This is a genomic window from Pseudomonas sp. PDM01, from assembly GCF_014852325.1.
Taxonomy (GTDB): domain Bacteria; phylum Pseudomonadota; class Gammaproteobacteria; order Pseudomonadales; family Pseudomonadaceae; genus Aquipseudomonas; species Aquipseudomonas migulae.
On the sequence record NZ_JACVBK010000006.1, the window covers coordinates 277,994 to 300,699 of the forward strand.

Sequence of the window (22,706 nt, forward strand, 5' to 3'; positions counted from 1 at the left end):
CATTGATTCCTCAGAAGCCCATGCTCAAATGTTCAGCGATAGGACCCAGCGCCAATGTCGGCAGGAAGGTCAAACCACCCACCAGCAAAATGGTCACGGTCAGCAACGTCACAAACAGCGGGCCGTGGGTCGGGAAACTGTTCTGGCCGATCGGTGCGGTTTTCTTCATCGCAAGGCTGCCGGCCAGGGCCAGTACCGGGAGGATGTAACCGAAGCGACCGATCAACATGCCCAGGCCGAGCATCAGGTTGTGGAACGCGGTGTTGGCACCGAAGCCGCCGAATGCCGAACCGTTGTTGGCACTCGCCGAGGTGTAGGCGTACAGCAACTGGCTGAAACCGTGGGCGCCGGGGTTGCTCACCGAGGCGACCGGGCCCGGCAGGCTCGCGGCAATCGCGCCAAGCACCAGCACGCCGACCGGCATCACCAGCAAAGTCACCACCAGCAGTTGCACTTCTTTGGCCTGCAGTTTCTTGCCGAGGTATTCCGGGGTGCGGCCGATCATCAGGCCGGCGAGGAACACCGCGATCAGCACGTTGAGCAACATGCCGTAGAGCCCGGCACCGACGCCGCCGAAGATCACTTCGCCGACCATCATGTTGACCATCGCAACCATGCCGCTCAGCGGGTTGAGGCTGTCGTGCATACCGTTGACCGAGCCGTTGGACGCGGCGGTCGTGGTCACCGACCACAACACCGTGGCGGTGGTGCCGAAGCGCGCTTCCTTGCCTTCCAGCGGCGCGGTCTGTTCGACGGCGACGTTGTTCAGGGTCGGGTTCGGTTGGTATTCAGCCCACAGCGAGGTCGCGCCGCCAATCAGGAACAGCGCCAGCATGCAGGCGATGATCGCGCGGCTCTGACGCAGGTCTTTGACGTAATGACCGAAGGTGAATACCAGGGCGACCGGGATCAGAATGATCGAGGCCACCTCGAACAGGTTGCTCCACGCCGTCGGGTTCTCGAACGGGTGCGCCGAGTTGACGCCGAAGAAGCCGCCACCGTTGGTGCCCAGTTGCTTGATCGCAATCTGGCTGGCGGCCGGGCCGAGCGGGATCACCTGATCGACGCCTTGCATCGTCACCGCATTCACGTACTGCGCGAAAGTTTGCGGCACGCCCTGCCAGACCAGGTACAGCGCCAGCAGCAGGCACAGCGGCAGCAGGCCGTAGAGGGTGGCGCGGGTCATGTCGACCCAGAAATTGCCCAGGGTTTTGGTCGATTTGCGACCGATACCCCGGCACAACGCAACCAGCACAGCGAGGCCGGTGGCGGCGCTGACGAAGTTCTGCACGGTGAGGCCGACCATCTGGCTCAGGTAGCTCAGCGAGGCTTCGCCGCTGTAGCCCTGCCAGTTGGTATTGGTCATGAAACTGACGGCGGTGTTGAACGCCAGCGTCCACTCCTGACCCGGCAGGTTTTGCGGGTTGAGCGGCAAGTGGTCCTGGAACAACAGGATCACGAACAACAGCAAAAAGCCCGCAAGGTTGAAGGCGAGCAAGGCCAGGGTGTATTTCTGCCAGCTCTGTTCGGCTTGCGGATCAACGCCGGCCACCCGATAACAGCCACGCTCCACAGGTCCCAGGATCGGTGTCAGCCAGGTGCGCTGGCCTTCCATGACCTTGTAGTAGAACCGCCCGAGAAACGGTGCCGGGATCAGCACCACGGCGAAGAAGGCCAGGATCAGCCAATAGTCATAACTGTGCATAGCCGCTCCTAGTTCCGGTCCGCGCGCAACAGCGCAACCAACAGATAAATGAACAGCCCCACTGCCAACAGCAGTGACACCCCGTCCAGAACGCTCATGGAAGTTCTCCGTGTTACGGCGTATTGCCGCGTGTGGAGTCATTGTCGGAAGGAAGGCTGTAAAGGAGCGAGATCGAGGGGGTTGGCTGTGCATAAAGAAAGTGTAAAGAGTGGGTTTATGCGGGCGTTACAGCGGTGTTTTTGCGGGCCCCTTCGCGGGCAAGCCTCGCTCCTACAGTTTTGAATGCGCCGATCCCCTGTAGGAGCGAGGCTTGCCCGCGAAGACGGCATAACAGACACCAACGCCCCCAACTGATGCATAAAACCCATCCATCCAGCGCCGAACATCCCCGATACGACACCTTTTTGCGCTTTACGACGGCCATCACCACACTGGCACGCCCACTGCACACGCCCTCCCCCGAGCTGTCCAAACCGTTCAGGGAGCAAACGCATGAACACACAACTCAAACCCACGCTGGGCACGCTGCACCTGTGGGGCATCGCGGTCGGGCTGGTGATTTCCGGTGAGTATTTCGGCTGGAGTTACGGCTGGGGCGTGGCGGGCACACTTGGTTTTCTGGTGACGTCCTTCATGGTCGCCACGATGTACACCTGCTTCATCTTCAGCTTCACCGAGCTGACCACGGCGATTCCCCACGCCGGCGGTCCCTTTGCCTACAGCCGCCGCGCCTTTGGCGAGAAAGGCGGATTGATCGCCGGACTGGCGACGCTGATCGAATTCGTCTTCGCCCCACCGGCCATCGCACTGGCGATCGGCGCCTACCTCAACGTGCAATTCCCCGCCCTCGACCCGAAACACGCAGCGGTCGGCGCCTACATCGTGTTCATGGGCCTGAACATCCTCGGGGTGAAACTGGCGGCAACCTTCGAGCTGGTAGTCTGCGTACTCGCGGTGGCTGAATTGCTGGTGTTCATGGGCGTGGTTGCGCCGGCGTTCAGCTTCAGTAACTTCGCGCTGAACGGCTGGGCCGGCTCCGATGTGTTCGGCGCACCGGCGATTGCCGGGATGTTCGCAGCGATTCCGTTTGCCATCTGGTTTTTCCTCGCCATCGAAGGCGCCGCCATGGCCGCCGAAGAAGCCAAGGACCCGAAACGCACGATTCCCAAGGCGTACATCAGCGGCATTTTGACCCTGGTGTTGTTGGCCATGGGCGTGATGTTCTTTGCCGGCGGCGTCGGCGACTGGCGCACTTTGTCGAACATCAACGACCCGCTGCCGCAAGCGATGAAAACCGTGGTCGGCGAAAGCTCCGGCTGGTTGCACATGCTGGTGTGGATCGGCCTGTTCGGTCTGGTGGCGAGTTTCCACGGGATCATCCTCGGTTACTCGCGGCAGTTCTTCGCCCTTGCGCGAGCCGGTTACCTGCCGGCGTCGCTGGCCAAACTCTCGCGTTTCCAGACGCCGCACCGGGCAATCATCGCCGGTGGTGTCATCGGGATCGCGGCGATCTACAGCGACGGCTTGATCAACCTCGGCGGCATGACGCTCACCGCCGCGATGATCACCATGGCAGTGTTCGGCGCGATCGTGATGTACATCATGAGCATGCTGAGCCTGTTCAAGCTGCGTAAAACCGAGCCGAACCTGGAGCGCACTTTCCGCGCGCCGTGCTATCCGTTGGTGCCGGCCATTGCACTGGCGCTGGCGGTGGTGTGCCTGGTGGCGATGGCATGGTTCAACGCGCTGATCGGCCTGATTTTCCTCGGCTTCATGGCCGTGGGTTTCGTGTACTTCATGCTGACCGCGCAATTGCGCGCCGATGCACCGGCGGACGCGATGTTGACCGGGCTCTGAATCGCAGCAGGTGTTGCGAGTCGATCAGGCATAGAATGGAACCACTGCGAAATTGAATCGCTCAAAGTGGTATGCACGATCGATTGGCGAAACCCGCCAATCGGCCTGCCCTCAAGGAGAGCCCTATGCCCTGGTATGCCTGGTTGATTCTGATCGTTGCAATCGGCTCGATCGTGGGTGGTTTGATGTTGTTGCGCGACACCGCCCACAAGGTCGAACTGACCGATGAGCAACGCAAACGCGTCGCTGAACGCAACGCGCAAGCGGATGCCAAGGATGCGCAGGACCGCTGAAAAAACCTGATCCCTGTAGGAGCGAGCCTGCTCGCGATGCACCTGAGAACAACGCGTTTATTCAGAATAAACGCGTTATCGTTAACGTCCATCGCGAGCAGGCTCGCTCCTACAGGTGACGGTTATTTTTCCCAATCGGCCTTGGCGATGTGCAAGCCATGCAGCCCTTTGTACGCCGCACGCTCCGGCTGACTCCAGCCTTCGAGCAGTGAATCCTCCAGTTTGTAGATCTCCACCCCAAGCGGGCGACACACGCTCAGCGGGTCCTGCGCGTCCGGCCCCCACATGGCCAGCGACAGATCGCCCCCCGGGCAGGTCGACAGCGCGCACAGCAGATCGATCTCGGCAAAGAATTCCAGGTAGTCGCCCTTCTGCGCCGGACAGGCTTTCATGAAGTACATGTCGTCGTGATTGAGGCCGGTGCACTGGAAAATGTTCAGCACGTCATGCACGTCGAACTCGGTCAGGCCATGGGGCAACACTGCGCGGGTCAGGTTGGAGTGGCAGTGATGGTGGAAGTCTTCGCCGGTGAGCATTTTGTTCACATAGGGATCGCAGCGGGTGCCGAGCAAGTCGTGCAGGCGCCCACCATGTTCGTCAATGCCGTAGTCGGCCAGGCTGTCATCGGTGATGGTCACCAGCGGCCGCAAGAATGGCAGGTTCGACCAGAGCCGGTCGTGAGTGCTGACATGCGCCCCCTGCAACTGCCGCGTGCGTGAAGCCCACAAGCGTTCACGCGGATCGTTGGCATTCCAGACGTTGAAATCCCCGACTTGCGGGCCGACCGGCGTGGTCACGCGAAACACGTGCCCAGCCGGGACATTCCAGGCGCGGCCGGTGCGGATCGGCACTTCGAACTGCTCGATCAGCGTGCGCCCCTCCTTCGTATCCCGGATCTTTTCATAGAAGGCTTTGTCCACCTGCAAGGCCGAACCTTTGCTGACTTGGTAGGCCGCTGGATAGTCTTTGTACATGGCACGAATCCTCGATCAGTGATGGGAAGAAGGGGCAAGCATTTGCAACAGAAGGTGCTCGGAATCGTCGAGATAGCGGCTCATGGCGTCCTCGGCGGCGCGTTTGTCGCCTTCGGCCAGCAGCTCGTGAATCTGCCGGTCACGCGCCAGCCAGGGCGCCTGAAACCGTGATTCATCGGGCGCGGCGCAAAACACCAGGCGCAGTTGCGCGACGACATTGGTGAAGAACTCATCGAACAACGGGCTGCGCAGCAACCCGACGATGTGTTGATGAAACGCCAGGCTGTGCGTGCCCACGGCGCGCCAGTCCTCGCGCTCCCGGGCCAGTTCGGTGGCTTCCAGGGCTTCGAGCATCCGGTCGGACTGATAATCGCGCAGCGGCTGACTGGCACTGATGGCCTGCAACTCCAGCGTGCGGCGGACGTTGAACAGATCCCGCACATCGTCGACGCCCAAGCGACGCACCATCACACCTTTGTTGCGCACATAACGGGTCAGACCTTCCTGCCCCAGCCGGTGCAAGGCTTCGCGGATGGTGTTGCGGGAAGCGTTGTAGGCTGACACCAGATCGTTTTCCACCAGCGCCATGCCGGGCAGCAAACGACCGCCAATGATGTCGGCGCGTAACTCCAGGGTGATGTGGTCGGCTAGGGACAGTCCGCTATTCATTCTTATCGCCTCATGATTGTTCAACAATCGTCAGCTAACGGGTAATCACTATCCGTGCCAATTTATTCGAGACGCCATGAAGGAGTTGGACGCATCTGCATGCTTTTTAGAAATAGAAGTACAGTCACCATCCCATTTCCATTGGTTAAGATGGCGCATTGTTGCGGAGATACCAGATGCGTTACTCGCAGGACCATAAAGCTCAGACCCACAAACGCATCATCAAGGAAGCTTCAGCGCGATTTCGCCGCGACGGTATTGGCGCGACCGGCTTGCAGCCCCTGATGAAAGCGCTGGGCTTGACTCACGGCGGCTTCTATTCGCATTTCAAGTCCAAGGATGAGCTGGTAGAAAAGGCCCTGCAGGCTGCAGGCGCCGAGGTGGAAGTCATCTGCGCCGAACTGTTCGCTCAGGAACGCCCACTCGAGGCATTCATTGACGCGTACTTGTCCGAATGGCACCAGACTTCGCCCCATGAAGGGTGCCCGTTGCCGACCATGTCATCGGAACTCGGCCTGCGCGGACAGCCAAGTCCGACCTCCGATGTAGTACTCAATGCGCGGCTCGAACAAATACAAGGCACCCTTGAAGGTGATGATGCCGCCGACCAGAGCATCTTCATCATGTCCGCAATGGTCGGGGCGCTGCTGTTGTCGCGCAGTGTCGAGAGCGCCGATCTGGCCCAGCGGATTCTCGACGTCACGCGCGATTTTCTCAAAAAGCCCCGGGATTAACCCTGCCAGCGTTTAAAGAGCACGCTGGCATTGACCCCACCAAAGCCGAAACCGTTGGATAGCGCATACTCGATGGCCATCGGTCGCGCCTGACCACGGACGATATCCACGCCTTGCGCCGCCGGATCCGGGTTATCCAGGTTGAGGGTGGCCGGCACGATCTGATCACGGATCGCCAACAACGTGAAGATCGCCTCGATCCCGCCCGCCGCGCCGAGCAAATGCCCGGTGGCCGACTTGGTCGACGTGACCGCAATCTTGTTATCCGTGCCGAACAACGATTTGATCGCAGCCAACTCGCCCAGATCTCCAACCGGCGTCGAGGTTGCGTGAGCATTGAGGTGCTGCACCTGTGCCGCAGCAACGCCCGCCTGAGCCAGCGCCAGTGACATCGCCCGTCGCGCACCACTGCCATCTTCGGGGCCGGCGGTCAGGTGATAGGCGTCGGCGCTGGTGCCGTAACCGACCAGTTCCGCCAGCGGTTGCGCGCCACGGGCCAATGCATGCTCCAGGGATTCGATCACCAGAAGACCTGCGCCCTCCCCCATGACAAAACCATCGCGGTCACGGTCGAACGGACGCGAAGCACGCTCCGGGGTTTCGTTGTAACCACTGGACAATGCGCGAGCCGCAGCGAACCCGGCGAGACTGACACGATCGATCGACGCCTCCGCACCGCCACACACCGCAATGTCCGCCTCACCGCAACGGATCAGCCGCGCCGCATCGCCAATCGCCTGAACCCCGGCCGCGCACGCCGTTACCGGAGCACCCAGGGGGCCTTTGAATCCGTGCTGGATCGACACATGGCCCGCGGCCAGATTGACCAGAAAGGAGGGAATGGTGAAAGGCGACAAACGCCGCGGGCCACGACTGTCGGTGGTGCGGACCGCATCGGCAATCGCGCCGAAACCACCGACCCCCGAACCGATAATGGTCGCCGTACGCTCCTGGGCATTGGCGTCCTGTGCCTGCCAACCGGCTTGCTCAAGCGCCTGACGTGCCGCTTCCATGGCAAACATAATGAAGCGGTCCATCTTCTTCTGCTCTTTGGGTGGCGTCGCACGATCCGGGTCAAAACCCGCCTCGGCATCTTCGGCCAGCGTCGGCACTGCGCCACCGACCTTGGCCGGCAGATCAGCCACGACTTCGTCCGGCAGGTTGCGCAATCCCGAACGTCCGGCCAACAGACGCTCCCAGACGGCTTCGACCCCGCTACCCAGCGGAGACACCAAACCCATGCCCGTTACAACCACTCGACGTTCACTCATACCGCAACTACCTCAAGCCAATGGAGAGTGCCTCACTTGTAACGCGAAGCGGCCTTGCTTTTGGAAAGATTCGGCGCCATCACCAGACGCGCCGCGACAAACGCATCCCAGTCAGAGGCATCCGGCAACGAAGGAATGGTGATCAGTTCTCCCTGGTCCAGCCCCGACAACGAAGCATCGACCATCTCGCCCGCTTCCATGACCATGTCCGCCGGGATCTGGCTTGCGTCAATACCGGAACGCTCCCAGATTTCGGTGCGCGTCACGCCTGGCAACACCGCTTGTACTTTGACCCCGGTGCCATCCAGCTCAGCATTCAACGACTGGGTCAGGCTTAACACATAAGCCTTGCTGGCGCTGTAAGTGGCGTTGAAGCGCTCGGGGAACAACGCCACCACCGAGGCGATGTTGATGATCGTACCCCGGCCGGCTTTGGCAAAACTGGCGGCCGCCGCCGAAGCCAGGCGCGTGACCGTCGTTACGTTCAATTGAATCAAACGTTCCAGTTGGTCCAGATCGGCGTTGGCCAGCAAGCCATCTGCCGCGACACCCGCGTTATTCAGCAGCAGACTGATACTCGAATCGCTGCGAAGGCGTTGCTCAAGTTTCAGCACATCATCCTTTTGCGTGAGATCCGCTTTCAGCACTTCGACCTGAACACCATGCTCGGCGCGCAGCTTGCTCGCCGCCGCCTGAAGACGCTGTTCGTCACGTGCAACCAGCAACAAATCAAAACCGCGCGCGGCCAAGCGCTCAGCGTAAATGGCACCAATCCCGGATGAAGCACCGGTGACAAGAGCCGTACCTTGGGTCTGGACAGAATTCATGACGTGCTCCTGGAATGTGTAAGGAAAAGAAAAGCGCCTGCGCTTCAGAGCGCCAAGCTGGATGACGAATTTATTATAGGCATAATTTAATCACAATATGATAGCCGTAATTTTTCATCTGCCGACGGAAGGCGCTAAATCACCACGTACGCCAGAATGCAAAAAGGCCGGTCAATGACCGGCCCATGGCGCTGAATTACAAGCTTAGTTCACCTCAAGCTTTTCGCGGTTCTTATCCAGAATGGCTTTGCCGATCCCCTTCACTTCGAGCAGCTCGTCCACCGATGCAAACGGCCCATTACTCTCACGATAGGTAACAATCGCCTTGGCCTTGGCTTCTCCGATGCCGGACAACTCCCGTTGCAGGGTCGACGCGTCGGCCTGATTCAAATCAACCTTTTCGGACTGAACCTTGGGAGCGACCTCCATGACCAGAGGTGCAGTGCCCGCCTCCGTCTTGGCCGCAGGTGCAGCAATAGCGGCGACAGAGGCAGTGCTCAGGAGGGCAAAAATCAGAGAGTAGAAGTAGCCAGTACGCATAAATGAAGCTCCATGACATCAATTGGGAAAGCAGCTTTTCCGAAGCTGCCTTCCAAACTTAGGTGATGTCTGGAGCCTGTCAAAAATGTGTCAGTTACAGGATGTGAAACAATCAGGGCTCAAGGCGACGCTGCTGATAGATCCAGTCGACGATCTCGCCGTCAGGGGTATAGCCGCTGACCGTTTCGCGCAGAAGCTGGCGGACTCTCGAATAATCATCCTGATCAACCGCTGCCAGCAATTCGCCCAACCGCGCCTTCAGCACATCCCAGGTCAGGTAATCTTCGCTGGCCGTCATGATCATCGGATGCGAGGTCGCCGCAACGTTGTCGCCGATCAGCAGCTCTTCGTAGAGCTTTTCACCTGGGCGCAGGCCGGTGAATTCGATCGAAATGTCACCGTGGATATTTTTGTCCGACCGGACACTCAACCCTGACAGATGAATCATTTTCTCTGCCAACTCGATGATTTTTACCGGCTCGCCCATGTCCAGCACGAAAACGTCCCCGCCCTGCCCCATCGACCCGGCCTGGATCACCAACTGAGCGGCCTCGGGAATGGTCATGAAATACCGGGTGATTTTCGGGTGTGTGACGGTCAACGGTCCGCCAGCCTTGATCTGCTTGTGGAAAAGCGGGATCACGGAACCTGACGAGCCCAACACATTACCGAACCTGACCATGGTGAAACGGGTCTTGTTGACGCGAGACACGCTGGACTTGTCGCCAAACAACACAGGTGCTTTTTCACGGCTGAGCGCCTGCAATGTCAACTCTGCAAGTCGCTTGGTACTCCCCATTACATTGGTGGGGCGAACAGCCTTGTCGGTGGAAATCAGTACAAAGTTTGCAACTCCGGCCTGAAGTGCAGCCTGGGCCGTGTTTAACGTGCCCATGACATTGTTCAACACGCCTTCTGCAATATTGTGCTCGACCATAGGTACATGTTTATACGCTGCAGCGTGGTAAACCGTATCGACATGCCAGGTCTTCATGACGTCCAGCAACTTGTTCTCGTTACGGACAGAACCCAGGATCGGCAGCAGTTTGACGGACAACGATTCACGCGCAATTCGCTGCTCAAGCTCGGACAGGATGCTGTAAAGGTTGAACTCGCTGTGTTCGAACAACAACAGGGTCGTAGGCCTTAAAGCAAGTATCTGCCGGCACAGCTCCGAACCGATTGATCCGCCCGCACCGGTAACCATCACTGACTGGCCGGTGATGCAATGCTCCAGCAGGTCCTCTTGAGCCGGTACCGCATCACGCCCAAGGAGGTCGGCAATGTCCACTTCCTGGATATCGTCGACCTTGACCCGGCCGCTGGCCAGATCCATGAATCCCGGCACGCTGCGCACATGAAGCGGGAAGCGCTCCAGGTAGCCCAGAATTTCCCGGCGGCGCCCACGGTTGGCCGAAGGGACTGCAAGCAGGATTTCCTGAGCACCTGTCGTGTCAATCAGTTGCTGGATATGCTTGGGCTTGAACACCTGCAACCCGGAAATGACACGACCGGCAATACTTCCGTCATCATCGATGAACGCAACCGGGCGCATCACCCTGCCCATGCGCAGCGCCGCAACAAGCTGGTTGCCTGCGGCGCCAGCGCCGTAAATGGCCACTTTCGGCAAACCATTATCACGATTGGCAAAAGGCACATGTTGCGCCGCCGCGAACCAATCACCCAAAAAGTACTGGCGCATTGCCAAACGCAAGCCACCAATCATGATCAGGCTCAACCACCAGTAGTTGAACATAATCGAGCGGGGCACGACCGTTTGATGATTGCTATATAAATAGACGATGACGCCAAGAATAAGCGAAGAAAGGCTGACGGCTTTAATTATCGCGATAAGTGCATCATTACCGAAATAACGCATCACGGCGCGATACATGCCAAATCGAATAAACAACGGGATGGCAACGACGGGAGCACTAAGAAATAACCAGAGGTGCTGTTGAACAGGGCTGTTCATTTCGTCGATCCCTAGACGAACGACAAAAGCCATCCATAACGAGACCCAAACCAAACCAACATCGGCAACTACCTGCAGGACCCGCTTGTGTCGGCGCGGAAGGCTCAACAAAAAAGCTCTTATTTTATCCATAACCCTATCGAACACCTCACCAAGCTCCTGAAATCAAAAAATAAACTATTGCCTTTGAACCCGCAAAGAAAACCGGCCGATTTACGATGAAATACCAGCGCGGGCAAATGCCGCACCAGCGTAAGGACTGCATCAAAAAATAAACTTCGATCAGGCACCCTTGTACCAAAACAGCTGGAGGGAGGCAGGGCCTGACAGGCTACCGAAGGCAATCCCGATATAATACCTGTGTTGCGGCAGAAATCCCTGATTGCAGGCAAAATTACTGCCATCAAACGCAAGGGCAACCCGGGCGGCCTCGGTTACCCCGGCAGGTGCTGGTAAAAAATGACGAACGTGCCGGAATCGCGGTTCCTACCTGATACAATGCCCCGAACTGCACGCAGCCTATAAGAATCGCAGCTACACCCCTCCGGTGTTGTATCAAAACTGATCAAGATGACCACAAGGAATAGTCTCTCGCCATCAGGCCTTTCACGATTGGCGAGGCACATCTGGCAATCGGCCGGCACCCTGACAACCAATCTGGAAGAAAATTCACTGCATCGAAGACGCATCAAGCTGCAACCTTGGAAAGCATCGAACAAAGAAGGCTATAATCCGCGGCGCCTAAAAAGCTTTCCAGTTCTTAGCGATAAAGAAGAGCGAGCAGGGACACGCTGTAAGAAACTTCTGTCTCCGACGAAAGACCCGGCTAACACGAACTGAACGGTTGACCCCCGATGACAAAGATGTCACTCCGCGATCGAGATCATGCCAGCGGAAGTAAACAGACCCGCTGCGAGCACCTTCTCGAGAGGGATCAGGCTGTCTCCAGGAAGGGGTGGATTAGATCGATTGAACAGCGCGCCCCAAAGGACAATGATATCCATCTCCTACACTCGCCGACGCCCATGTTTTTTGCTCCTCTGATACTGGAAGGGTTCGGCGATGGCCGCTTGGCAACCAGAGACAATCTGCGCCAGACAATGATCCTGCGCCCGCACACCGGGCTGCCTGTGGATCAGACTCCCGGCAAAACCCTGCGTGCCTGCGCCGCTACTCCGTTAGCGGTAAATAGCGGTTCTGTGCAGCACAAGGAAACAGTGCAAAAACCAATCGAATTCGCCCTTCTCTCATTCGCGTGATAGGCCTGTGCACGCAATAATTTTTTTTATTTTTTAATAGCGGTGTAGCTATGACTTTGAAAACCTTGTGTGTGTTTGGCACGCGCCCCGAAGCAATCAAAATGGCCCCTTTGGCGTTAAGCCTCGCGGCGGACGAACGCTTCGAAGCCAAGGTATGTGTAACCGGCCAGCATCGCGAGATGCTGGACCAGGTACTGAATCTTTTCGAGATCACGCCTGACTTCGATCTGAACATCATGAAGTCTGGCCAGGACTTGACGGACGTCACCACCACTATTTTGCAAGGCATGAAATCGGTCTTCGCCGAGTTCAAGCCCGACATCGTCCTCGTGCATGGCGACACTGCTACCACTTTCGCCACCACCCTGGCGGCCTACTACCAGCAAATCCCTGTCGCTCATGTCGAGGCCGGCCTGCGCACGGGCAATCTCTATTCGCCCTGGCCAGAAGAAGCCAACCGCAAGTTGACCGGTGCTCTGGCAGCCCTGCACTTTGCCCCGACAGACACCTCCAGTCAGAATCTGCTCCGGGAAGGGGTCGCCGCTCAAAGCATTCACGTCACGGGCAACACAGTGATCGACGCCCTGCTGGACGTCGTGGCGAGAATTAAAAACAGCGCCACCCTGCAGCAACAGTTTCACCAACAATTCTCCTTCCTGGGTGAAGGGAAGCGAATCATCCTGGTCACCGGCCATCGCCGCGAAAGCTTCGGTGACGGATTTGAAAAAATCTGCCAGGCACTGCTCACGACGGCGAAAGAATTTCCCGACGTCGAAATCGTCTACCCCGTCCACCTCAATCCGAATGTTCGCGAGCCCGTCAATCGACTCCTGGCCGGCATCGACAACGTTCACCTGATTGAACCACTGGATTATTTGCCTTTTGTGTACCTGATGGACCGCTCCTACCTGATCCTCAGCGATTCGGGCGGCATCCAGGAAGAAGCACCTTCGCTGGGCAAACCCGTTCTGGTCATGCGTGACACCACTGAACGCCCGGAAGCCGTCGAGGCAGGCACTGTCAAACTGGTTGGCACCGACATCGACGTTATCACGGGCAACTTGCGCAGCCTGCTGACGGACTCCAACGCTTACAGCCAGATGAGCTTCGCTCACAACCCCTACGGTGATGGCAAGGCGTGCGCGCGGATTCTTGAAACTCTTTCCCAATTTAAAAGAGGCTAACCTATGAGCTTTGAAACCATTTCCGTAGTCGGCCTCGGCTACATCGGATTGCCCACTGCCGCAGTTTTTGCCGCACGCAAGAAAAAAGTCATAGGCGTCGATGTTAATCCTCACGCCGTTGCAACGATCAATCGCGGTGAAATTCACATCATCGAACCGGATCTGGATATTGTCGTGCGGGCAGCGGTAACCGAAGGTTATCTGCGCGCAACCACCACTGCCGAACCGGCCGATGCGTTCCTTATTGCGGTACCGACCCCTTTCAAGGGCGACCACGAACCGGACCTGTCTTACATCGAGTCAGCCAGCAAAGCCATTGCTCCAGTCTTGAAGAAAGGCGATCTGGTCATCCTTGAATCGACTTCTCCGGTCGGCGCAACCGAGCAAATGTCCGCATGGCTGGCTGAAGCGCGCCCGGACTTGAGCTTCCCGCAAACGCACGGCGAAGACTCTGACGTTCGTATTGCACACTGCCCTGAACGCGTCTTGCCGGGTCACGTGCTGCGCGAGCTGATCGAGAACGACCGCATCATCGGCGGCCTGACCGCCAAGTGCTCGGATGCTGCAATGCGTCTGTATAAAACGTTCGTGGAAGGTGAATGCATCATCACCGACGCGCGCACTGCAGAAATGTGCAAGCTGACCGAAAACAGCTTCCGCGACGTCAACATCGCTTTTGCCAACGAACTGTCGATCATCTGCGACAAGCTCGACATCAGCGTATGGGAACTGATCCGCCTGGCAAACCACCACCCGCGAGTCAACATCCTGCAACCTGGCCCTGGTGTAGGCGGTCACTGCATCGCTGTCGACCCTTGGTTTATCGTGAGCAAGACACCGGATCAAGCGCGCTTGATTCGCGCCGCGCGGGAGGTCAACGACAGCAAGCCGCAATGGGTACTCGATCAGGTCGCGCTCGCAATCGGCAAGTACCTGCAAGAGAACCCGGCTAAAACAGCGAAGGATGTGACTGTCGCCTGTCTGGGCCTGGCGTTTAAGCCGGACATCGATGATCTGCGCGAAAGCCCATCCCTTGAGATCACTGTGCAGATTGCAAAAAATCATCCGGGCACCGTTCTGGCCGTTGAGCCGAACATCGAGCGCCTCCCTGCTCGCCTGGAAGGCATCGCAACCCTGAGCCCGGTCGATCAGGCCCTGTCTTCGGCCAACGTCATCGTTCTGCTCGTAGATCACAGTGCGTTTAAAACCATCCCGAAAACCCGCTTGTCATCGCTGAAAGTTATCGATACCCGCGGAGTCTGGACCTGAAAAATCAGGGGTAACTTGATTGCGTACAGAAATCAGGTGGGTCATACACTCACCTGATTTTTTTGCGCTATAAAGCGACAGCGATTTTTACTCTAGATGATCGTGTGCTCGAATTTGTCATGATGAGGTTTAAGAGGTTCCGGCATGGTCAATCTACTAATTCAGGTGCTGACGCTGATAAGTGGCCTGGTTGTAAACTTTGTTATTCCTGGCCTGTATGGACTGGATGCGTATGGCGCGTTCATCAAGGCCAATGTGCTTGTATTTTTATTTCAAAAACTTCTCGACATCGTTAACGAGCAGCTTATTGCCAGTGTCGAAGCCGAGTACATCCTCGTCACCTCATTATTTATGGCGACGTTGATTTTTTTACTGTTCAGTGTGGTCAGCCTGGTAGACGACATCGGTAATCCTTTATTGCTGAGTGTCATGCTGCTCAGCTCAGCGTGCCTGCTTTCCCTGTTCGGGCTTCGTTTGCAGCGCTGGATAGTCGGATACCTCGTTCTCTTCCTGTGTGTTTTTTTCGTCCTCTTGTTCATCAGTTATCAACAGATTCTGCCGCTGAGTATCGTGGACATTCTGCTGCTGACGAATTTGATACCGTGCCTGTTTGCCGTGGCAGTGCTGTTTAGCCATGGCGCAAAACTGCCAGTGGGCAGGCAGTTATTGTCCACCTGCAAGAACGTCTTGTTTTTGTTGCCTAGAATGGTATCCATCACTCTGGTCTTCAATCTGTTTACCAATATCCTGCCCTACATTCTTTCGAAGAGTCTGCCCGTTCGGGACCTTGGACTCTTCCGGGTGATCGTGTCGATCATTCAGTCAGCGACGAGCCTGTTCCCTATAAATGTCAGGGCTGTATTTGTTGCGTTTGTCTCCGGGGGACAGCGTCAAGAGCAATACAGAATCATCATGTCCGTCGCCCTTTTCTACTTCGCACTGGTTGGCTTGTCCGGGTATGCGATGGGATGGCTGTTCCCGCAATACTCCGCTTATCTGGCGATGCTTCCTTGCCTGCCAGTCCTGTACTGGGCCGTGGTAACAGAAAGGTATCTCGTTGCTTCCGGGCTTCATCGTAAAGTCATCATCGCCAACCTCGTCCTGGGCGTACTGGCTGTGGCCGGGATGATCCTGTTCGTTCAAGGCCTGAAACAGGCAGAACTGTTTTATGCGCTTGGGTTCTCTGCCTATTTATTGTTTTTGCACTTGCTGTGCCGACCAGGAATCCGTCTACCGGTCATATTCTGGGTCTCTGTACTCTCCCCTTTCGCAATCGTATTGAAAGACGTCAATTTGATCTGGGGCGTTCTTTATATGCTTTCTCTTTTGATCATTGCGGTTGGGATACTTCGGCTTCGTCCGGCTGACTTTCGCACCTTGAGGTTTTGACAATGAACGCAGTTAAGTTGTATCGCGTAGGAAACTGGTTTTATCAGCGTCGTGTACCCGTCGTACCTGGCCTGATTCGCAACCTGATTTTTCTTTTGTTCAATTCATACATTCCGGTGTCCGCCAATCTTGGAAAAGGCACCATTTTCGCTTACGGCGCCATTGGTGTCGTACTTCACGCGAACGCTAAAGTCGGGACGGGCTGTGTATTAGGCCAAGGAATTACGATTGGTGCTGCAGAAGGCTATGTCACCAGCGAGATCAACAAATGCCCGGTGATTGGGGACAACTGCTACATCGGTGCGGGTGCAAAGATCATTGGCGATATTAAAATCGGGGATAACTGCCAGATTGGAGCATCGGCCGTAGTACTGAAAGACATACCCAACAATTCAATCGTTGTCGGCATTCCAGCCCGAGTGATTGGACAGACCTCTGTAGACTATAAAGCTATACGCCCCTGAAATGGCGAACGGAGTATCGCAATGAGTAGTAACGACTGCATGAAAAACAGCATGGCAATTGCAGCGGCCGCGTGCATTTCCATTCTGCTTATGCAGGATCCTGGCGTTCTTTTCTACACCGGCATTGTTGGTGTTTCCCTGCTTGTGCTGACGGCCATTATTTCGCCTTGGCTGGGCCTGTTGGCGCTATTCCCGCTGGCCTTTGCCTTGCGCCCGGCCCCACCGTCAGTAGGGGCTCAAGAAATATCGTTCGCCGCATTGCTGGCAGTGATATTCATTGCTGCATTGATCAAGTTGCTTCGCACTTGCGGAATCAGGTCCGTACTGCGCCTTTTCGGTATCCCGTTGCTTATAGGCGCGGGAATATTGAGCATCAACCTGGCCGTGGCCATGCACAATCATGTGCCGATGCTGGACTGGATCAGGGGCGTCATTCCCTTTCTGTTTATATATGCACTGATACCTGTCTGCGCACTGGTCAGCGGTGACGAAAGCAAGATCCGCTGGGTCGGCGCTTCAGTGGGAACCCTGATTTTCCTGACCGCCGGCTACATCGTTTTCTACTACTTCTACCACGACATGTGGCAACCGTACTGGCTCATCCTGACTAACGGAGAGGAAGTCAAGATCTCTCAAGAAGCGGCCTTGAACAACGTCAACGCCATGGGGCCGATGCGCGACCGGATCACCATGCTGCTGGCACAGGCAACAGATGCGTTGCTGCCTGTCGGCATGGTTGTAGGGTTCGTTGTAAGCACGTTGGCACGAGACCGGCGGATTACTATTGTCGGCGCTTTGGTGGCCATGCTTTGCATGGCAGCCGTACTGATCACCTTCACAAGAAGCATGCTGATCAGCGCCCTTTTGGTCATGCTGCTCTTTTCGCTCTATGCATTTTTCGCCCATAAAAACTTGCGCGTAAAGTTGTCGGCCAATTTGGCCACTCAGGGCGTATTTGGCGTTGCATTCATCTTTTCCACTGGCATGGATCAGGTTTGGCTCGGACGCTTGAGTTTGTTATCGGGGGCCGCCTGGAAACGAAAAGGTGACTTCAACGTAATGTCCCGGCTTGAAGAATACAAAATCGCCTGGGAAATGTTCTTGAGCCATCCAGTGCTGGGCAACGGGATGGGTATCAAGCATGGAATGCGCTGGGAAACTTCTGAAGGTGTCTCCTTCACCGAGATGGTTGCGTACATACACAACTGGCCGCTCTACATGCTGATGGTTGGCGGACTGCTGGGCTTTCTGGTTTATTCGTTGGTCATCGCAGGCCCCGTTCTCTATCGTCTTACGTCCCTCAGATCTGAGTCTGCACATTTAACAGTTGTTCGTGCAGCCGTCATGACACTGGCGGTCTATGGTTTGTTTTTCGCGGTATTCCGTCTGATTTCGTTCAACCTGTTGCTTGCTGCTGCCTGGGGAGTGGTCTTCGCGCATAAGTGGTCCCGAGAGAACCGTGCGTCTAGCGCCCATGCCGTACATTCACACACGGCCTCGACTCAAACCAAAGAAAAGCCTGTTGGGCATGAGCCTGCCGATCAAAAAAATGTGGAGCTATCTGTATAATGTGCGGCCTAAGTTTTTTTGCTGTTAAACGCGAGGTCCTCGGAGTTCAGAGCCAGCTGGAATCAAGCCTGGCCGTCACCAAACATCGCGGCCCGGATGCGTCTGGTACTTACTTCGCCAGTGTCGGGGACTACCAGGTAGGCCTCGGACATAACAGGCTCAGCATCCTGGACCTTTCGCCGACCGGCAGTCAGCCAATGTTCGCCGGCAATGGCGTCAGCATCGTATTCAATGGTGAGGTATTCAACCATCATGAACTGCGTAATCAGCTGATCGAAAAAGGCTACTCATTCAAGGGCACCTCGGATACAGAGGTCATTCTTCAGCTTTATGTTGAGCACAAGGAACACGCTTTCAAACTGCTTGAAGGCATGTTCACTTTTGTCATCCTGGATGAAGCCAGAAATAAATTCTTCCTGGTAAGAGATGTTATCGGGATCAAGCCTGTGTACTGCTACTCCAGCACGAACGGCATCTATGCCTGCTCGGAAATACGCGGCCTCAAGAGTTATTCGGAGGTCACCGCCGATATTGATCACGATGACGTTTTCGAGTTCTTCAATAACGGTTTCCTCTACGAACCGAACACCGGCTACAAAGCCATCAAAAAATTGATGCCCGGGACTTACCTTGAGTTCGATCTGCTCACGGGCGCTTGCGAGACCCAGCGTTACCAGACTGTGATGAACTTCAAGACCGAGCAAAACCTCGCCGCAGATGTGAGCAGCGCGGTGACACGGCAATTGGAGGCGGATGTTCCGGTTGGCGTATTTTTCAGTGGCGGCGCTGACTCCAGTATTCTGGCCAGTTACACGGGTGAGGCAGATCTGTTTTTCGCCAAGTACGAAGCGACGGAAGATTCTGCTGTCGATATGAAGTTCTCGGCTGATATCGCTGAACACCTGGGCAAGAAACTAGTGGTGACAGAGATTCTCGATTCGAACACCAACGTGTTCGAGTCGATCGATTTCGTCGCAGCGAATACGGAAGAGCTGGTTTCCGATTACACGTTCTGGGCTACCTATCGGTTATCAACAGAAGCCAGGAAGAGCGGCTACACCGTAATGCTCAGCGGGATGGGTGGGGACGAGGCATTCGCCGGTTATCCACGCTACAAGGTCCTGAAGCATCATGGGCTTATTCGGCGGCTCTACCCAGTGCTGAATGCTCTGCTGAAATTCAAGCTGTTTCCCAAGCAGCTCGACAAAAAATTCGAACGACTGGTGTCCTATGCCCAGGAAAGTTACTGGCCTTTGGCGTATTCACGAATGCTGGGATATTTCTCCAGGCAGGAGTTGAAAGGCTTTTTCCCCGATTACTCGAAACGGGAACAGCATTACAAGCAACGCCTTGAGTCCGTGCTCGTCAATTACAAGGGCGATCCCGCAGACAAAGTAAAATGTGCACAACACTTTGACCTGACAGGCTTTCTAAGCCACAACCTCAGTGTTTCCGATAAAGCGAGCATGCTCGCCAGTATCGAGTTGCGTGTGCCTTTGCTCGATGAGCGAGTCGTTGCCAATGGTTTCGCCACCTCAAGTGCAGAACTGCTGAAGGATGGCGCGCCAAAGGCCCCTCTGAAGAGCCTATTGAAAAGCCTGCTTCCAGCCGCTCTTGTGGATCGCCCGAAAACCGGCTTCAACCCTCCCCTCGACGGCATTATCCGTCGGATAGGGGCGGAGCGATTGCTCAGCGAGTTCGAGCGGATTTATCAGTATCTAGAGCGCGAAGAAGTGGAAAAGCTGGTGACGAATCATTTTTCGGGCGCAATCAACAACACGTACAAGCTGTGGCAGGTGCTGTACTTTGAACGTTGGTTGAAACTGAACTTTGCGTAAAAGCTTCCAGGTCCGCTTGTAAACGACGACATCTTTCATTATTTAAGTGATTTTTATGGGCAATGCGCTGACATCTCGGCTTTTCAAGCTCTACCACACAGCCAAAATGTTACGGTTGAAGCAGATTTTCTACCGGATCTATTACCGTTTCGCCAAAGTAAAACCCTTTACGGCAACCGGATTCGGCAAGCGATCGGCCTTTGATCTGGCAAAAGCCCCAGGCTGGAGTGCGTCCCGCTTTACGACGGACGAGCAGTTCGACTTCATGGGCATGAAATCGCCCATCGAGTGGAGCAACACGACACTCCCGAAAATCTGGCAATACAACCTGCATTACCTCGATCATTTGGCGGCATCCGACCAGGCATCCACTGCATTCGACACCCGCCTGGTCAACAGCTGGATTGTGAATAACCCTCCCTTCGGCGGTTGCGGATGGGAACCCTATACGCTCTCTCTGCGCATCGTGAACCTGGTGAAGTGGCTGCAGAGACAGCCGAGCCTGGAAGGCCATTGGCTGGACAGCCTCGCCATGCAAACCCATGCCCTGTCCGAACAGGTGGAATATCACATCCTGGCAAACCATCTGTTCGTGAACGGCAAGGCGCTCGTGTTTGCCGGCACCTTCCTGGAAGGCGCTCATGCTGAACGCTGGCAGTCGCTGGGACTGGAGATTCTGGATAGCGAGGTCAAGGAGCAGTTTCTGGCGGACGGCGCGCACTTTGAATTGTCCCCCATGTACCACGCCTCCCTGTTGTGGGACATGTGCGACCTGGTGAACCTGGCCACCCATACCAAACTTGCACCACTAAGAAACCGACTGGACGAATGGAAGCACGTTGTCGAACGAGGCATCGTCTGGCTACGCAGCCTCCAGCACCCCGACGGTGGCATCCCTTTCTTTAACGATTCGGCGTTCGGCATCGCTCCCGCGCTGCACGATATCGAAACATACGCACGCCTGCTCAATTGCCTGCCAGAGCAAAAAAACAGCACTGCCACTGCTGTCTCGGCCGAACATCACGCCGAAAGCGGCTACGTCTCGATTGATTTTGGCAATCAATGCAAGGCGCTATTGAACCTTGCGCAGGTGGCCCCCGACTACCAACCGGGGCATACCCATGCCGATACCCTGAGTTTCGAACTCAGCCTCTTTGGTCAGCGCGTCTTCGTTAACTCCGGAACATCGCAGTACGGCGAAGACCGCGAACGTCATCGCCAACGCAGTACAGCAGCACACAACACCGTCGAAGTGGACGGCGAGAGTTCCTCCGAAGTCTGGGCCGGCTTCAGGGTTGCCCGGCGTGCGCGTGTTGCGCTGGATACGTTCGACCAGGCCGATGGCATCGTCCGCGTCCGCTGTAGTCATGATGGTTACAAGCGTTTGAAAGGGAAAAACCTGCACACCCGTGAATGGCTCGCAAAAGTTGACGAGTTGCAGATCACGGATTCGCTCACAGGAAGTTTTAACCGAGCGAAAGCCAGGTTTTTTGTACACCCCGAGGCCTTGGTTGTTCAAAATGGCGGGCAATTGACGATCACCCTTCCCGGCGGCCAGGTTGCTTCCGTTTTCCTGGAGGGTGCAACCAAGATCAACGTAGTTACTTCAACGTGGCATCCAGAATTTGGCAAGTCTGTTCCGAACCAGTGCATCGTCGCTGAGCTGTCGTCGAACACGCTGACCACCCGTATAACTTGGTGAGGTTTATTTGAAACTTTTAATCCTGAGCTTTTACTACCAGCCTGATTTATCTGCCGGATCGTTTCGTACGACGGCATTGGTAAAGGCGCTTCTCGAGAAACTGCCAGCGCACGCGCATATCGAGCTGATTACAACCTTGCCAAACCGCTACAGCTCGTTCAGCAGCGAAGCGCCGGAACTGGAAGAGCATCCTCGCCTGACCATTCGCCGAATCGCATTGCCGGCCCACAAAAGCGGTATGGCAGATCAAGCCAAGGCTTTTCTGGTTTACGCGAACGGCGTGCGCAAAATTGTTCAGAACAAACAATATGACCTTATCTATGCGACCTCTTCGCGCCTGATGACCGCGTCGCTGGGCGCCCTCATCGCCCGCCAGAAAAAGACTCCGCTTTATCTGGACATTCGCGATATTTTTGTCGACACGATCAAGGATATTCTGCCGAAGAAGCTGATCTGGCTGCTCAAGCCCATGCTTTCGCTACTTGAAAGTTTTACCATCAAGTCGGCCAAGAAGGTCAATCTGGTTTCCGCCGGTTTTCTCCCTTACTTCAAATCCCGGTATCCGGACCAGCACTACTCGCTGTTCACAAACGGTATCGATGACGAGTTCCTGGATGTCCAGCCTGTCGAGAGCTCTGCGAGTCTGAATCCGGTCCTGGACGTGGTCTACGCCGGAAACATCGGTGAAGGCCAAGGGCTGCACACGATCATTCCTGCGCTAGCCAAACGCCTTGAGGGGAAGTTGCGATTTCGAGTGATCGGTGATGGAGGGAGACTCGCTCACCTGAAGGAGGCTATTAGTTCAGCCGGCTGCACTAACGTTGAGCTGTTGAACCCAGTCAAGCGCAATGAACTGATTCAGGTCTATCAGTCGGCAGATGTGCTGTTCCTGCACCTCAATGACTACGACGCGTTCCGCAAGGTCTTGCCGTCCAAACTGTTTGAATACGCCGCGCTGGGTAAACCGATCTGGGCCGGTATTTCGGGTTACGCGGCAAGCTTTGTCGCTGAACAAATCGAAAATACAGCCGTCTTCGAACCTTGCGATGTGGATGCTGCAACCAGGTCTTTCGAGAACCTGAATATTCTGACCAGCCCGCGGCATGCCTTCGTCGAGCGTTTTGCCCGCGGCAATATCATGCGCGAGATGTCGCAAGACATTCTTTCCCTGAAGGAGGCTCGTTAAT

The 22,706-nt window shown here is 56.0% G+C and carries 19 protein-coding genes; 11 read left to right on the top strand and 8 right to left on the bottom strand.

From position 1 onward, the window contains the following. Positions 1-10: 10 nt before the first annotated feature. Positions 11-1,705, bottom strand: coding sequence for a potassium-transporting ATPase subunit KdpA (kdpA, locus tag IB246_RS17260; RefSeq protein WP_008042180.1), 1,695 nt, complete (start codon positions 1,703-1,705; stop codon positions 11-13). 8 nt (positions 1,706-1,713) lie between these two features. Then, a complete protein-coding gene (kdpF, locus tag IB246_RS17265) occupies positions 1,714-1,803 on the bottom strand; it encodes a K(+)-transporting ATPase subunit F (protein WP_007899818.1) in 90 nt (29 codons plus the stop codon). Between the two features lie 394 nt (positions 1,804-2,197). Here kdpF and eat point away from each other — a divergent pair, with 394 nt between their 5' ends. Both eat and IB246_RS17275 read left to right on the top strand, forming a co-directional pair. Further along, the gene (gene eat, locus IB246_RS17270) at positions 2,198-3,562 is read left to right on the top strand and encodes an ethanolamine permease (RefSeq protein WP_008042179.1); all 1,365 of its coding nucleotides are present in this window, start codon (positions 2,198-2,200) and stop codon (positions 3,560-3,562) included. A 125-nt stretch (positions 3,563-3,687) separates the two neighbouring features. Then, positions 3,688-3,855, top strand: coding sequence for a DUF2897 family protein (locus IB246_RS17275; RefSeq protein WP_008031772.1), 168 nt, complete (start codon positions 3,688-3,690; stop codon positions 3,853-3,855). A gap of 122 nt (positions 3,856-3,977) precedes the next feature. Here the strand turns inward: IB246_RS17275 and IB246_RS17280 are convergent, their stop codons facing one another. Both IB246_RS17280 and IB246_RS17285 read right to left on the bottom strand, forming a co-directional pair. Further along, the gene (locus tag IB246_RS17280; RefSeq protein WP_008042178.1) at positions 3,978-4,829 is read right to left on the bottom strand and encodes an urea carboxylase-associated family protein; all 852 of its coding nucleotides are present in this window, start codon (positions 4,827-4,829) and stop codon (positions 3,978-3,980) included. Between the two features lie 15 nt (positions 4,830-4,844). Next, positions 4,845-5,498 (bottom strand): GntR family transcriptional regulator, encoded by a 654-nt coding sequence (locus IB246_RS17285; protein ID WP_008042177.1) that lies wholly within the window; start codon positions 5,496-5,498, stop codon positions 4,845-4,847. A 176-nt stretch (positions 5,499-5,674) separates the two neighbouring features. On the opposite strand from IB246_RS17285, the gene IB246_RS17290 reads away from it, so the two are divergent. Beyond that, positions 5,675-6,232 (top strand): TetR/AcrR family transcriptional regulator, encoded by a 558-nt coding sequence (locus tag IB246_RS17290; RefSeq protein ID WP_008042176.1) that lies wholly within the window; start codon positions 5,675-5,677, stop codon positions 6,230-6,232. On the opposite strand, the gene fabF is transcribed toward IB246_RS17290, so the two are convergent. The 4 genes from fabF to IB246_RS17310 all read right to left on the bottom strand — a co-directional run bounded on the left by fabF (position 6,229) and on the right by IB246_RS17310 (position 10,977). After that, a complete protein-coding gene (fabF, locus tag IB246_RS17295) occupies positions 6,229-7,503 on the bottom strand; it encodes a beta-ketoacyl-ACP synthase II (protein ID WP_008042175.1) in 1,275 nt (424 codons plus the stop codon). The genes IB246_RS17290 and fabF overlap by 4 nt on opposite strands. 32 nt (positions 7,504-7,535) lie before the next feature. Further along, entirely contained in the window at positions 7,536-8,330 is a 795-nt protein-coding gene (locus tag IB246_RS17300) for an SDR family NAD(P)-dependent oxidoreductase (RefSeq protein WP_008031779.1), read from the bottom strand. A 204-nt stretch (positions 8,331-8,534) separates the two neighbouring features. Further along, a complete protein-coding gene (locus tag IB246_RS17305) occupies positions 8,535-8,870 on the bottom strand; it encodes a ComEA family DNA-binding protein (RefSeq protein ID WP_008042174.1) in 336 nt (111 codons plus the stop codon). A gap of 112 nt (positions 8,871-8,982) precedes the next feature. Continuing rightward, positions 8,983-10,977, bottom strand: a complete 1,995-nt coding sequence (locus IB246_RS17310) for a polysaccharide biosynthesis protein (RefSeq protein ID WP_032832695.1) — start codon at positions 10,975-10,977, stop codon at positions 8,983-8,985. A gap of 1,177 nt (positions 10,978-12,154) precedes the next feature. On the opposite strand from IB246_RS17310, the gene wecB reads away from it, so the two are divergent. The 8 genes from wecB to IB246_RS17350 all read left to right on the top strand — a co-directional run bounded on the left by wecB (position 12,155) and on the right by IB246_RS17350 (position 22,705). Beyond that, entirely contained in the window at positions 12,155-13,288 is a 1,134-nt protein-coding gene (wecB, locus tag IB246_RS17315) for a non-hydrolyzing UDP-N-acetylglucosamine 2-epimerase (RefSeq protein WP_008042169.1), read from the top strand. A 3-nt stretch (positions 13,289-13,291) separates the two neighbouring features. Further along, the gene (gene wecC / locus IB246_RS17320) at positions 13,292-14,557 is read left to right on the top strand and encodes a UDP-N-acetyl-D-mannosamine dehydrogenase (protein ID WP_008042168.1); all 1,266 of its coding nucleotides are present in this window, start codon (positions 13,292-13,294) and stop codon (positions 14,555-14,557) included. Positions 14,558-14,701: 144 nt separating this feature from the next. After that, the gene (locus IB246_RS17325; protein ID WP_008042167.1) at positions 14,702-15,946 is read left to right on the top strand and encodes a hypothetical protein; all 1,245 of its coding nucleotides are present in this window, start codon (positions 14,702-14,704) and stop codon (positions 15,944-15,946) included. Positions 15,947-15,948: 2 nt separating this feature from the next. Continuing rightward, positions 15,949-16,410, top strand: coding sequence for a serine O-acetyltransferase (locus IB246_RS17330; protein WP_008042166.1), 462 nt, complete (start codon positions 15,949-15,951; stop codon positions 16,408-16,410). 21 nt (positions 16,411-16,431) lie between these two features. Further along, positions 16,432-17,979, top strand: a complete 1,548-nt coding sequence (locus IB246_RS17335; RefSeq protein ID WP_008042161.1) for an O-antigen ligase family protein — start codon at positions 16,432-16,434, stop codon at positions 17,977-17,979. Beyond that, complete coding sequence (gene asnB, locus IB246_RS17340) at positions 17,979-19,817, top strand: asparagine synthase (glutamine-hydrolyzing) (protein WP_008042146.1); 1,839 nt, start codon at positions 17,979-17,981, stop codon at positions 19,815-19,817. Before IB246_RS17335 ends, asnB begins: the two co-directional genes overlap by 1 nt. A gap of 55 nt (positions 19,818-19,872) precedes the next feature. After that, positions 19,873-21,519 (top strand): heparinase II/III family protein, encoded by a 1,647-nt coding sequence (locus IB246_RS17345; protein WP_008042131.1) that lies wholly within the window; start codon positions 19,873-19,875, stop codon positions 21,517-21,519. A gap of 7 nt (positions 21,520-21,526) precedes the next feature. Beyond that, entirely contained in the window at positions 21,527-22,705 is a 1,179-nt protein-coding gene (locus IB246_RS17350) for a glycosyltransferase family 4 protein (RefSeq protein ID WP_192230091.1), read from the top strand. The last annotated feature ends 1 nt before the right edge of the window (position 22,706 follow it).